Genomic DNA, 12450 nt, shown 5'->3' on the forward strand with positions numbered 1-12450 from the left:
CCCCTTTCCCCTGCGAGAGTTGAAGCCACACCACCTGACGGGAGACGCACAATGCAACGCGCTTACATGGGCCGACCAACCCTTGCGGGCATTGGATTTGCGGCCCTTCTTCTGATGCCAGCGGCGCAGGCGGCGGAGCAGGCCGCACCCGGTGCCCCGGCACCGGCGGGGCCGCGCTATACCTTTTCTCCGGTCGAGGGAGGGGCGCTGAAGCTCGACACCCAGACCGGCCAGGTTTCCTTCTGCGGCAAGGGTTCGGCGGGCTATTCCTGCGAGGCGGTGCCGGATTCGCGCGATGCCTATGAAGCTGAGATCGCCCGCCTTCAGGCCCGCATCGCCACGCTGGAAGGAAAGCCCGCCACAGCCCCGAATGCGGGATCATCATACCTTCCAAACCAGTCGGATTTCGACGCTGCGCTCGATTATGCCGAGCGCGCGTTCCGTCGCCTGCGCGATCTGGTGAACGGCACGCCGAGCGGCGACCGCACCTGACGAACGCCGGTTTGATGGCCGGTTTCCGTGCCATGAAACCGCTGTTCGGGTCTTTTCACGCCGATTTCGCCCGATGTCCGGAAAAGCGCCTTTCCCGCGCGATCTCGAAGGCCGACCCATGAGCGAACCCCACATCCGATTCGCCCCGGCGACCCATGCGGCAAGCGGCCGGCCGCGCGCCCGAGGGCTCGGGCTGAAGCTGCCGGGCACGCCGGGCCCCTACAATGCGATCACCGACGTGGCGGGCGTCGCGGTGGGGATGACCACCCGCGCGTCCCCCGGGGATGGCATCCTCACCGGCGTCACCGCCATTCTGCCCCGCGCCCCCGACGCTTTGCTCGAACCGATCTGGGCCGGCGCCTTCTCCATGAACGGCAATGGCGAGATGACCGGGGTGCACTGGATCCACGAGGCCGGCTGGTTCACCGGGCCGATCGTCCTCACCAACACGCTCTCGCTCGGCATCGCGCATCATGCGACGGCGCGCTGGATGTGCCGCACCTTTGGCCCGGTGATCGGCGAGGACCTGTGGGTACTGCCGGTGGTCGCCGAGACTTATGACGGATATCTCAACGACATTTCCGGCTTCCACATCACGGAAGAAGATGTGTCCGCAGCCATCGACGGCGCGACCGGCGGGGCGGTGGCCGAGGGCTCGGTGGGCGGCGGCACGGGCATGATCTGCTATGAATACAAGGGGGGCACCGGCACCGCCTCGCGCATCGCCCATACCCCGACGGGCATGTTCACAGTCGGCGCGCTGGTGCAGGCCAACCACGGCATCCGGCCCTGGCTCACCGTGTGCGGCCGGCGGGTTGGCGCGAGCCTCACCGACGCGCTGCTGTGGACCCGCGAGCGCGGCTCCATCATCGTCATCCTCGCCACCGACGCGCCCTTGCTGCCGACCCAGATGCAGCGCCTCGCCAAGCGGGCGGCGATCGGCATCGGGCGGGGCGGCACGCCCTCCGGCAATAATTCCGGCGATATCTTCCTGGCCTTCACCACCGCCAATTCCCCCGGCCCGCTGCCCGAGCCGCCGCGCCTGAAGCTGGAGGCGCTCTCCAGCGACGATCTCGACCCGATTTTCCTGGCCGCCGTGGAGAGCGTGGAGGAGGCGGTGGTGAACGCCATGCTCGCGGCTGATCCCGTCACCGGCAAGCGCGGGCGGCACGTGGCGGCGCTCGACGGGGCGCGGCTGATGGCGCTGATGGGATAAGGCGGTCTGCCGACGTTGAGACCGGGAGCATCTGGCGCCGGGCGCGTTTTCGAGCGTAGCCGGTACAGGCGGTGCCTCGTCACGCCCTACGGCGAAGGGCTTAATGCGCGCAGACCGGACCCTTCGGGCCAGATGGGGGGCTGAACCGCCGCGAGCGCGGGCTGGCCGAAGAGATAGCCTTGCATCAGCGCGACGCCCATCTCTCCGAGCACCTCATACTCGGCTTGCGTCTCGACGCCCTCGCACAGGGCTGTAATTCCAAGATCCGCCAGAATGCGAAGCGTGCCCCTTACAATCGTGCGCTTCACCGGCTCGACATCAATATTCCGCACCAGGCCCATGTCTATCTTGACGAGATCCGGCTGAAACTTTGAAAGCAAGCCCAGCCCTGCATATCCAGCGCCAAAATCATCAATGGCTGTCTTAAAGCCCATGCTTCTATAGGAGGTCAGGATATTTAGGAGATGATCGGTGTCGAGCTTCTCGACTTCGGTGAATTCAAATATGATCTGATGAAGAGGAAAATGACATCTCAACGCCGTCTCAAGCGTCGCACGAATGCAAGCGCGCGGCTCATACACCGCATTGGGCAGAAAATTGATCGACAGGCATTCCCCCGCCTGCCCCACCCTCAGGCCCGTTGCCAGTTCGATCGCCTTCACGCGGCAGGTCTGATCGAACGAATACAGGTTTTCGTCGGAAACCTGATGCAAGATTTGGCCGGCACCTTCGCCGGCGGCACCCCGCACAAGCGCCTCATATGCGAATACAGTGCGGGTTTGAATGTTCACCATGGGCTGGAAAGCCATGGTGATCGGTAGATCGAAGCCGGCGCCGTCCTGACAGGCCTTGCATTTCCCTTGAGGGCTCATGTCGTCTCCAATGAAAGCCGCGAAAACCAACTCCCATATGTGAAATTAGATCCGGATCGTCGCCCAGCGCCCGATGGCAAGGCTCGTCGAGCCCAAAACCACCCTCACCGGATCGCCAACTTCATTTAGCGGCGCATATTTTCCCATAAGCAACCATGGAACCGGCGACGCCCCGCCGGGCGCGCACCCCTTGAATGCCGCGCCGATCCGGTGTCGGCTCTGCCACGGACACCAACGGATTCGACGGGCGGGAGAGCTTGGGGATGGACATCGCGATTGAAGCGCCCGATTGGCGCGCCCTCGACCAGGAGGCTCGCGACCGCGCCTTCAACAATGCGGCCGCGGTCGCCGACAGCGCCGAAATCCTGCGCGGCTGGGCGGAACGCTCGGCGGCCCTGCGGGCCCAATGCGCCCTCACGCTCGACATGCCCTATGGCCCCGGCCCGCGCAATCGCATTGATTTCCTCAAAGCGGGCGAGAACGCCCCCACCCTGGTGTTCATCCATGGCGGCTATTGGCAGATGCGCGCGAAGGAGGACTTCACCTTCTGCGCCGCCGGGCCGCTCGCCCACGGCATCAATGTCGCGCTCATGGGCTATACGCTGGCGCCCGACGCCACCCTCGACGAGATCTGCCAGGAGATCCGCACCGGCCTGCGCCATCTCACGCGCGAATTGCCGGCGCTCGGCGGCGATGTGGACCGGGTGTTCCTCTCCGGCTGGTCGGCCGGCGGACATCTGGCGGCGATGAACCTCGACCACCCCCTCATCAAGGGCGGCCTCGCTATCTCGGGCGTGTTCGACCTGGAGCCCATGCGGCACATCTATATCAACGCCAAGCTCGGGCTCGACGAAGCGGCGGTGGCGCGCAATTCGCCCACCTTGCTGCCGGGGCGCGGGGAGGTGCCGCTGATCCTGGTGGCGGGGAGCGCGGAGCTGCCCCTCATGCGCAAGCAGACCGCCGATTTCGCCGCCCATCGCACGGCACAGGGCCTGCCGCTGCATTATGAGGAAATTCCCGACGCCAATCATTTCACCATATTGGAGACCATGGCCGAGCCCTCGGGTCGCATCGCGCAGTTGATCACCGCTTTGGTGAAGGGTGTCGCGCTCTAGAGCATTTCATCATTATTAGAAACGATGAAATGCCCTAACTTATTGTGTTGTCGCATTTTCTTCACGCAAACCGGTATCCGATTCGCGCGAAAATGCTTAAAGGGAGGCCGGCATGAGCCAGTTCCACCGCGGGCGGCCGCGCATCACGGCCCTCGACATCTGCGCCCAGGCGCTGCTGGAAGTGGAGACGCGCGGCGAGGGCTTCACCGACCTCACCCGCGAGGTGCGGGCCTTCCTGGCCGAGATCGGCGCGCGCGACGGCATGGTGCATCTGTTCTGCCGCCACACCTCCGCCTCCCTCACGATCCAGGAAAATGCCGACCCGGACGTACGCGTGGACCTCATCACCGCCCTGCGCCGCCTCGCGCCGGCGGATCACCCCTGGGTGCACGACCTGGAAGGGCCGGACGACATGCCCGCCCATATCCGCACCGCGCTCACCGCCACCGACCTCGCCATTCCCGTGGCTGACGGCGCGCTGCGGCTCGGCACCTGGCAGGCGCTCTATCTCATCGAGCACCGCGCCCGCCCGCATGTGCGCGAACTGGTGCTCTGTTTCTGCGGGGAAGCGCGGGACTGAACGCGGAAGCTCGGACCCACTTGAGACCCTTGAAAGAAAACGGCGCGGACCCGAAGGCCCGCGCCGCTAAAACTGCAATCCACAGAATGAGAAAGATCAGGCCGCGGCCGACACGCTGGTCGGAACCTCGGAGATGGTCTTCAGGATCTGCGAGGCGATCTGGTAGGGGTCGCCCTGGGAATTGGGGCGGCGATCCTCGAGATAGCCCTTGTAGTCGTTCTTGATGAACGAGTGCGGCACGCGGATGGAGGCGCCACGATCAGCCACGCCATAGCTGAACTTGTTCCACGGCGCGGTCTCGTGCTTGCCGGTCAGGCGCATGTGGTTGTCCGGACCATAGACGGCGATGTGGGCGTCGAGGTTCTTGTCGAAGGCCGCCATGAGGGCTTCGAAATACTCCTTGCCGCCGACTTCGCGCATGTACTTGGTCGAGAAATTGGCGTGCATGCCCGAGCCGTTCCAGTCGGTATCACCGAGCGGCTTGCAGTGGAACTCGATGTCCACGCCATACTTCTCTGTGAGGCGGAGCAGCAGGTAGCGCGCCATCCACACTTCGTCGGCGGCCCGCTTGGAGCCCTTGCCGAAGATCTGGAATTCCCACTGGCCCTTCGCGACTTCCGCGTTGATGCCCTCGTGGTTGATACCGGCCTCGAGGCAGAGCTCGAGATGCTCCTCGACGATCTCGCGGGCGACATCACCGACATTCTTGAAGCCGACGCCGGTGTAGTACGGGCCCTGCGGGGCCGGATAGCCATGCTCGGGGAAGCCGAGCGGACGGCCGTCCTTGTAGAAGAAATATTCCTGCTCGAAGCCGAACCAGGCGCCTTCGTCGTCCAGGATGGTGGCGCGGGCATTGGTGGCGTGGGGGGTGACGCCGTCCGGCATCATCACTTCGCACATCACCAGGGCGCCGTTCTTGCGCGCCGGGTCGGGATAGATCGCGACCGGCTTCAGCACGCAATCCGAGCTGCGGCCTTCGGCCTGATTGGTGGACGAACCGTCGAAGCCCCAAAGCGGAAGCTCATCGAGCGAGGGGAAATGGTCGAATTCCTTGATCTGCGTCTTTCCCCGCAGATTGGGGACGGGCGTGTACCCGTCCAGCCATATGTACTCGAGTTTGTACTTTGTCATTACGAGCCTCTCGTGAGCTGATGACGCGACGTTTGACCGTGTTCGGATGCGCGGCCCCGAAAAGGGACCGGCAGCGACTGGCGTGCTCGGCCGCCAACTGGCTGGCCTCCCCCAAGCATTTCCTATGCCAACCCGGCCAACCGGCCGGACCGGGCGGATGCAGCCGCGCAATCTGCGGCGGCATCGGTTTCCTTCAGGCCCGCACAAGATAGGCGGCTCAGCATGAGGCCAAATGGCGTGCCCAGGAAATGAACAGGCTCCATTAGACAGCAACCCTTTGGGACACCGCAGGGCGCGGCTGGAACTTCATGCGTAACCGCACGTTCCATAGGAGGAGAATGCTAGCCGAAGATGCAAAAACCGAAGTGCTGATAATGTAGTCAAACGGTGATTTTAAAAGAGGCAGCTTGTATAAAACGCGAGCAGACCATGCTAAGCTCACCCAACGTCTGATGCGTTATCGCACAGCACAAAATGAGAGAGAGATAGAATGGCTACGAGTCAGTATCCGGAATCTGCAAAGATTTATGCCTTTCCCGCCGGCGGTCGCGCGGGTGTTTCCGGCCGGCAGGACCCCGCCAAGCCGGTGAACGACCTCATTGCGATGCAGATCGCGACCCAGAATTTCAGCAGCAGCTGGTATCACGAAGCTGCAATTCGCGAAGCGGAGACACCGCGCAAGCGCTGAATTCAAGACGTTCACGCACCCCATGCCACGTTCGTCTTTCAAACACTTGAACATGATCTAAGGGCCGGCCCGCATACGCGCCGGCCCTTTTTATTTGCAGCCGCGCCCCCCGCGTCACCTTGCCTCGCGCAAAATCCTTTTCCCGCTTGGCCCGGCAAGACCGCGCGACGTCCCATCCCGCGCCAGCGCCAAAAATGCTTAAATGTTAAGCATTACTGCCCTCTGAATAGGCAGGGTGGAGACGCGCGGCGAGGCCTGCCGCGTCCGCGCCATTTGCGCCGCGACTTGACCTGCCCGCTTGACTCCGCACCTGCCCCTATGCCCTCAAGTCACGGGTGGATAAGCCGGCTTGCAACGCGCGCCGACGGGACGAATGATTCGGTGACTTCCGATTCGCGCGGGCCTCGAGCAGAAGCCGGTGGGCACGCAACAGCCGGTGGGCAATCAACAGCCGGTGGGACCGGGGGAGAAGCCATTTGGGAGACGCCAACGCCTTCCGGCTCGTCATCGCCGACGACCATCCGATGTTTCGCGGCGCGCTGCGCGAAGCGCTGGCCGCGCTCTATCCCCAGAGCGAGATCGCGGAGGTCGGCACGTTCGACGATCTCCACGCCCTGCTGGAGAAGGAAGCGGATTTCGACCTGATCCTGCTGGATCTCACCATGCCCGGCGCGCGCGGCTTTTCCGGCCTCATCTATCTGCGCGCCCAATATGCCGGCGTGCCGGTGGTGGTGGTCTCCGGCAATGAGGAAGCCCCGATCATCCGCCGCTGTCTCGATCTCGGCGCCTCCGGCTTCATTCCCAAGACCCTGGGTGTCACCGCCATGCGCGATGCGGTCGCGACCGTGCTCGCCGGCGGAAGCTGGGCGCCGCCGGACATCAATCTCTCCGGCCGGGGCGACAGCGAATCCGACGCCATCCTCGCCCGCCTCTCCACCTTAACCCCCCAGCAGGTGCGGGTGCTGATGATGCTGTCCGAAGGGCGGCTCAACAAGCAGATCGCCTATGAATTGTCGGTGTCCGAGGCCACCGTGAAGGCCCATGTCTCGGCCATCCTCCAGAAGCTCGGGGTGGAGAGCCGCACCCAGGCCGTCATCGCCGTCTCCAAGGTGGAATCCGGCCTCTGGAGCCACGGGCAGGCCTGAGCCGGCCGGAACCCGAACGCCCGAAGATCCGAGCCCGCGCCCGCCCGCCGGCTCCCATGGCAGGAGACCGCCCCATGAGCCTCACCTCTGCCAATGCGCGCGTCTCCTCCGCCTTCGCGGCGCTCGCGGTCTATCTGCGGCCGAGCGTGCTGGTGGTGATCCTGCTCGGCTTCTCCTCCGGCCTGCCGCTGGCGCTCACCGGCACCACGCTGTCGGTCTGGATGACGGAAGCCGGCGTAAATCTCGCCACCATCGGCCTGTTCTCCCTGGTGGGGCTGCCCTACACGCTGAAATTCCTCTGGGCGCCGATCGTCGATGCGCTGGATGTGCCGGTGCTTTCGCGCTGGCTCGGGCGGCGGCGCGGGTGGCTGCTGGCGACGCAGATCGTGCTCGCCGGCGCCATCCTGTTCCTCGGCCTCCAGGATCCCATGGCGGCGCCGTTCGCCGTGGCGCTGGGGGCGGTGATCGTCGCCACCGTCTCGGCGACGCAGGACATCGTGGTGGACGCGTTCCGCGTGGAGCGGCTCGACACGTCCGAACAGGCCGCCGGCATGGCGGGCTATGTGGCGGCCTATCGCATCGGCATGCTGGTCTCGGGCGCCGGGGTCATCGCCATCGTCGCGGGGCTGGAAGCCTATGGCGTCCCGCGCGCGCAGGTGTGGACCTGGGGCTATGTGGCCGCCGCCCTGTTCATGGGGGTCGGCATCGCCGCCACCTTCCTCGCCCGCGAGCCGGACGCGCCGGTGCGGCACGATGGTGACACCGCGACCCGCGAGGGCAACGCGCTGAAGCGGGTTGTCGCTACGGCGGTGGGTGCGTTCAGCGAATTCCTCTCGCGCGACCAGGCGGTGACCATCCTGCTGTTCGTGCTGCTGTATAAATTCTGCGATGCGCTCGCCGGCGTGCTCACGGCGCCGTTCGTCATCTCCATCGGCTTCGACAAGGCGACCTACGCGGCCATCGTGAAGGGCGTGGGGCTTGCGGCAGCTCTGCTCGGCGGCTTTGCCGGCGGGGCCTTGGCGCGCGCCTATCCGCTCGTCACCTGCCTGTGGATCGGCGGCATCCTGCAGATGACCTCGAACCTCGCCTTCTCCGCCCAGGCGCTGATTGGGGTGAACGTGCCGGCGCTCACCGCCACCGTGGTGGTGGAGAATTTCACCGGCGCCATCGGCACGGTGATCTTCGTCGCCTATCTCTCGGCCCTGTGCGGCGCGCGGGCGCACACCGCCACCCAATATGCCCTGCTCACCGCGCTCACCGCCGTGGGCCGCACCTTCCTCGCCTCCGGCGGCGGCTATATCGTGGAAGCCACCGGCTGGGCGCTGTTCTTCGTCATCACCGTCCTCGCCGGAATTCCCGGCCTGATCCTGCTGGCCTGGCTGCAGATGCGCGGCCATTTCAAATCGCTGGCGAAGAAGGAGGCGGCAGACGCAGCCGGGCTCTAGCGTCCCGGCTCAAAAGACCGCCGCAGGCGCTTCAATTCCTCAAGCGGACAGGGCTTTTGACGGCTTCGCCGCATTCTCCCCTGGGTCCCCGTTCGGCGCTCCGACTGCGCCGTCGCTGGACCGGGACGCAAGAGCGGGGCGCGGGGCTCCCTCTCCGGCAGGCGGGGGATGACGTCCCGATCTCCCTATCATTGCGGGGCCGGCCGCAAAAAATGCGCGTCCCGGCCAAGGGAAGCAGCGGCGGGGCCGACGCGGACCGCGAGCCGGGACCCAGCACAAAAGACCGCCGCAGGCGCTTCAATCCCTCAAGCGGACAGCGCTTTTGACGGCTTCGCCGCATCCTCCCCTGGGTCCCGGTTCGGCGCTCCGGCTGCGCCGTCGCTGGACCGGGACGCGAGAGCGGGGCTCCCTCTCCGGCGGGCGGGGGATGACGTCCCGATCTCCCAATCATTGCGGGGCCGGCCGCAAAAAATGCGTCCCGGCCAAGGGAAGCGGCGGCAGAGCCGACGCGGACCGCGAGCCGGGACCCAGCACAAAGAACCGCCGCAGGCGCTTCAATTCCTCAAGCGAGCAGGGCTTTTGACGGCTTCGCCGCATTCTCCCCTGGGTCCCGGTTCGGCGCTCCGGCTGCGCCGTCGCTGGACCGGGACGCGAGACGGGCGCGGGGCTCCCTCTCCGGCGGGTGGGGGATGATGTCCCTATCTCCCAATCATTGCGGGGCGGTCCGCAAAAATGCGCGTCCCGGCCAAGGGAAGCGGCGGCAGAGCCGACGCGGACCGCGAGCCGGGACCCAGCACAAAAGACCGCCGCAGGCGCTTCAATCCCTCAAGCGGACAGCGCTTTTGACGACTTCGCCGCGTCCGCCCCTGGGTCCCGATTCGGCGCTCCGGCTGCGCCGTCGCTGGACCGGGACGCGAGAGCGGGGCGCCTAAACCCCCAGCCGCTTCACGCTGCGCAGCGGCGTTTTTTCGGCGATGCGGGCGAGCGCTTGCGCCAGGGGCTCGCGGGCGACGGACATGGCGAAGGCGTTGGCATGGAGCAGGGTCGCCTCATCCTCGACGATTCCCACATGGCCGGGCCAGAACAGCAGGTCGCCCCGCCGCAACGGCGCATCCAGCGACAGGGCCATGCCGAGGGCGGCTTCCTGCTGGTCGCTGTCGCGCGGCGCGGCGATGCCGCAGGCGGCCAGCGCCGTCTGCACCAGGCCCGAGCAATCGAGCCCGAAGGCCGAGCGCCCGCCCCACAGATAGGGCGCGCCGAGGAACCGCCCTGCCACCTCGACGAAATCCGCCTCCCGCGCATCCAGCGGCGCCACATGCACGGCGGGCAAAAACCCCTGCGGCGTCACGGCGAAGGCGCCGCGCAGCTCGCGCACCTCCACTTGCGCGCCGAATGGCAGGGCCGCTCGCGGCGGCAGCTTGATGTCCGGGCCGGGGAACAGAAAGGTGCGCTGCGCGCGCACCTTGTGGGTCGGCTGCGGGCCGAGGGCGGCGAGTGACTCGCTCGGCAGATAGCCCACATAGCCGTCGCTCTCCAGCTGGCCCCAGGCCCAGCCCTCGCCCTCATCCTCATAGATGGTGACAATCTCGCCCTGGAGGGCCTCGGTATCGAGCGCGGCGGTGGAGGACGGCGCGCGGCGCACCGCCGCCACCGGCTCCACCACCCGGCGCTTCACGCCTTCATTATAGAACGGCGCATCGACGATGCCGCGCAGGCTCTCGGCGGCGAGATTGGCCTTCGCCGGCGTGAGGCGCGGATCGCGGCCTTGCGGAAGATCGCTCATAAAACGGGCCTCATGCGCCGTAGCGCTCGGCAATCAGGGCATCGAGCGCGCGGATGGTCTGCGCCTCGCCTCCTTCCGGCCGGCCGGGGCGTGCGGAAGGGTTCCAGGCGTAGATGTCGAGATGCAGCCAGGACTTGGCGGTCTCGACGAAGCGCGACAGGAACAGCGCCGCCGTGATCGAGCCGGCAAAGCCGCCCGCGCCGGCATTGTTGATATCCGCCACCTTGGAATCGATCATCGCCGCGTACGGCCGCCACAGGGGCAGGCGCCAGAGCGGGTCCGCCTGCCCCTGGGCGTGGCGGGCAAGATCGGCGGCGAGCGTCTCGTCGTCCGTATAGGCCGGCGGCAGATGGGGACCGAGCGCCACGCGGGCTGCGCCCGTGAGGGTGGCGAAATCCACCAGCAGGTCGGGGCTGTCCTCGTCCGCGAGCGAGAGCGCATCGGCGAGCACGAGACGGCCTTCCGCATCCGTATTGCCGATCTCCACGGTGAGGCCCTTGCGGCTCGCGAAAATATCGCCGGGGCGGAAGGCATCGCCGGCGATGGCATTCTCCACCGCCGGAATCAGCACCCGCAGCCGCACCTTCAGGCCGCGCGACATGATGAGATGGGCAAGGCCCAGCGCGGTCGCCGCCCCGCCCATGTCCTTCTTCATGATCAGCATGCCGGAGGAGGGCTTGATGTCGAGCCCGCCGGTGTCGAAGCACACGCCCTTGCCGACCAATGTCACCCTGGGCGCGTCTTCCGGCCCCCAGGCGAGATCCAGCAGGCGCGGCGCGCGGGTGGCGGCGCGGCCGACCGTGTGGATCAGCGGGAAATTTCGCGCCAAGAGATCGGCGCCGACGATGGAGCGGAAGCTTGCCCCGTGGCGGGCGGCGAGGCGGCGGGCGGCATCCTCCAGCTCGGCGGGGCCGAGGTCATTCGCCGGCGTGTTGACCAGGTCGCGCACCAGGCTCACCGCCTCGAACGTGCGCGCGAGCGCGGCCGCATCATCGCCCGCGCCGAGCTTCAGGCGCACTTGCCCCTTGGAATTGGCCCGATAGCGGGTGAAGCGATAGGTACCGAGCGCAAACGCCAGCGCATCCAGCGCGCCGATCTCGCCCTCCAGATGATAATCGCCTTCCGGCAGGAGCCCCGGCAGGGCGCCGGCGGCGAACGGATCGCCCTTTTCCCCCGGCACGCCGAACAGGAAGCCCGCGATCGCCCCCTCCGCGCCCGGCAATGCAAGCAATTTGCCGTTTTCGCCCTTGAAGCCCGCCGCCTCCGCGAACCGCCGCGCCGCCTGCGGCAAGGGCGCGGTCTTGAAGCCGTCCCGCGTTACGAGGCGCACCGGCACGGAAGACATGGCGGCAGGGGCGAAGCACTCGGGCATCACGATCGGCATGGCGGTCTCCTTGGCCTTGCTGGTTAGCATGGGGCCAAGGCGGCGGCCAAGCCAGGCGGCGGCCAAGCCGGCCGGCGGACCTGCATGGCGGCGGGAGGGCGCGTTTCGCGTCCCGGCCCAGCGACGGCGCAGCCGGAGCGCCGAGCCGGGACCCAGGAAAAAAGCGGCGAAGCCGGCACACGGCGCCGCGCGCCTTTTCCAGGAGGGAAGCGCCTGCGGCGATTTCTTGCGCTGGGTCCCGGCTCGCGCTCCGCGCCGGAGGCGCTCCGCTTGGCCGGGAAGCAAATTGGCCGGCGGACCTGCACGTCGGCGGGAGGGCGCGTTTCGCGTCCCGGCCCAGCGACGGCGCAGCCGGAGCGCCGAGCCGGGACCCAGGAAAAAAGCGGCGAAGCCGGCACACGGCGCCGCGCGCCTTTTCCAGGAGGGAAGCGCCTGCGGCGATTTCTTGCGCTGGGTCCCGGCTCGCGCTCCGCGCCGGAGGCGCTCCGCTTGGCCGGGAAGCAAGTTGGCCGGAAAGCAGGTTGGCCGGGAAGCAAGAACGACTCGCGCCCCGCACCCTCTGCCGCAGCCGCGAAGGTTGACCCGTGACGCGGTTTCTG

At 66.9% G+C, this 12450-nt stretch carries 11 protein-coding genes; 7 read left to right on the forward strand and 4 right to left on the reverse strand.

Annotation, left to right across the window (positions count from 1 at the left end; genetic code table 11):
• Window positions 1-51: 51 nt before the first annotated feature.
• Together V5F78_RS19910 and V5F78_RS19915 are read left to right on the forward strand one after the other, a co-directional pair.
• Window positions 52-492 (forward strand): hypothetical protein, encoded by a 441-nt coding sequence (locus V5F78_RS19910; RefSeq protein ID WP_394070419.1) that lies wholly within the window; start codon window positions 52-54, stop codon window positions 490-492.
• Between the two features lie 118 nt (window positions 493-610).
• On the forward strand, window positions 611-1708 hold the full coding sequence (locus V5F78_RS19915) for a DmpA family aminopeptidase (RefSeq protein ID WP_394070420.1): 1098 nt from the start codon (window positions 611-613) through the stop codon (window positions 1706-1708).
• A gap of 86 nt (window positions 1709-1794) precedes the next feature.
• On the opposite strand, the gene V5F78_RS19920 is transcribed toward V5F78_RS19915, so the two are convergent.
• Complete coding sequence (locus V5F78_RS19920) at window positions 1795-2580, reverse strand: EAL domain-containing protein (protein ID WP_394070422.1); 786 nt, start codon at window positions 2578-2580, stop codon at window positions 1795-1797.
• A 263-nt stretch (window positions 2581-2843) separates the two neighbouring features.
• Here V5F78_RS19920 and V5F78_RS19925 point away from each other — a divergent pair, with 263 nt between their 5' ends.
• Together V5F78_RS19925 and V5F78_RS19930 are read left to right on the forward strand one after the other, a co-directional pair.
• Window positions 2844-3695, forward strand: coding sequence for an alpha/beta hydrolase (locus V5F78_RS19925; protein WP_394070423.1), 852 nt, complete (start codon window positions 2844-2846; stop codon window positions 3693-3695).
• A gap of 112 nt (window positions 3696-3807) precedes the next feature.
• Window positions 3808-4275 (forward strand): secondary thiamine-phosphate synthase enzyme YjbQ, encoded by a 468-nt coding sequence (locus V5F78_RS19930; RefSeq protein WP_394070425.1) that lies wholly within the window; start codon window positions 3808-3810, stop codon window positions 4273-4275.
• Window positions 4276-4371: 96 nt separating this feature from the next.
• Here the strand turns inward: V5F78_RS19930 and V5F78_RS19935 are convergent, their stop codons facing one another.
• Window positions 4372-5406, reverse strand: coding sequence for a glutamine synthetase beta-grasp domain-containing protein (locus tag V5F78_RS19935; RefSeq protein WP_394070427.1), 1035 nt, complete (start codon window positions 5404-5406; stop codon window positions 4372-4374).
• Between the two features lie 490 nt (window positions 5407-5896).
• Between V5F78_RS19935 and V5F78_RS19940 the strand changes: the two genes are divergently transcribed.
• The 3 genes from V5F78_RS19940 to V5F78_RS19950 all read left to right on the forward strand — a co-directional run bounded on the left by V5F78_RS19940 (window position 5897) and on the right by V5F78_RS19950 (window position 8684).
• On the forward strand, window positions 5897-6094 hold the full coding sequence (locus tag V5F78_RS19940) for a DUF2735 domain-containing protein (protein ID WP_394070429.1): 198 nt from the start codon (window positions 5897-5899) through the stop codon (window positions 6092-6094).
• A gap of 476 nt (window positions 6095-6570) precedes the next feature.
• The gene (locus V5F78_RS19945; RefSeq protein ID WP_394070431.1) at window positions 6571-7239 is read left to right on the forward strand and encodes a response regulator transcription factor; all 669 of its coding nucleotides are present in this window, start codon (window positions 6571-6573) and stop codon (window positions 7237-7239) included.
• A gap of 74 nt (window positions 7240-7313) precedes the next feature.
• Window positions 7314-8684: an AmpG family muropeptide MFS transporter gene (locus tag V5F78_RS19950; protein WP_394070433.1), complete on the forward strand. Its 1371-nt coding sequence runs from the start codon at window positions 7314-7316 to the stop codon at window positions 8682-8684.
• A gap of 928 nt (window positions 8685-9612) precedes the next feature.
• On the opposite strand, the gene V5F78_RS19955 is transcribed toward V5F78_RS19950, so the two are convergent.
• The gene (locus tag V5F78_RS19955; protein ID WP_394072783.1) at window positions 9613-10467 is read right to left on the reverse strand and encodes a C40 family peptidase; all 855 of its coding nucleotides are present in this window, start codon (window positions 10465-10467) and stop codon (window positions 9613-9615) included.
• Window positions 10468-10477: 10 nt separating this feature from the next.
• Window positions 10478-11839, reverse strand: a complete 1362-nt coding sequence (locus V5F78_RS19960; protein WP_394072785.1) for a leucyl aminopeptidase family protein — start codon at window positions 11837-11839, stop codon at window positions 10478-10480.
• Window positions 11840-12450: the final 611 nt, after the last annotated feature.

Origin of the sequence: Roseixanthobacter glucoisosaccharinicivorans (assembly GCF_043195095.2) — a bacterium.
In the GTDB taxonomy this organism is placed as follows: Bacteria; Pseudomonadota; Alphaproteobacteria; order Rhizobiales; family Xanthobacteraceae; genus NCEH01.

Coding starts and splice junctions, on each gene's coding strand:
- V5F78_RS19910 (WP_394070419.1), top strand. CDS start 52: ATGCAACGCGCTTACATGGGCCGACCAACCCTTGCGGGCATTGGATTT.
- V5F78_RS19915 (WP_394070420.1), top strand. CDS start 611: ATGAGCGAACCCCACATCCGATTCGCCCCGGCGACCCATGCGGCAAGC.
- V5F78_RS19920 (WP_394070422.1), bottom strand. CDS start 2,580: ATGAGCCCTCAAGGGAAATGCAAGGCCTGTCAGGACGGCGCCGGCTTC.
- V5F78_RS19925 (WP_394070423.1), top strand. CDS start 2,844: ATGGACATCGCGATTGAAGCGCCCGATTGGCGCGCCCTCGACCAGGAG.
- V5F78_RS19930 (WP_394070425.1), top strand. CDS start 3,808: ATGAGCCAGTTCCACCGCGGGCGGCCGCGCATCACGGCCCTCGACATC.
- V5F78_RS19935 (WP_394070427.1), bottom strand. CDS start 5,406: ATGACAAAGTACAAACTCGAGTACATATGGCTGGACGGGTACACGCCC.
- V5F78_RS19940 (WP_394070429.1), top strand. CDS start 5,897: ATGGCTACGAGTCAGTATCCGGAATCTGCAAAGATTTATGCCTTTCCC.
- V5F78_RS19950 (WP_394070433.1), top strand. CDS start 7,314: ATGAGCCTCACCTCTGCCAATGCGCGCGTCTCCTCCGCCTTCGCGGCG.
- V5F78_RS19955 (WP_394072783.1), bottom strand. CDS start 10,467: ATGAGCGATCTTCCGCAAGGCCGCGATCCGCGCCTCACGCCGGCGAAG.
- V5F78_RS19960 (WP_394072785.1), bottom strand. CDS start 11,839: ATGCCCGAGTGCTTCGCCCCTGCCGCCATGTCTTCCGTGCCGGTGCGC.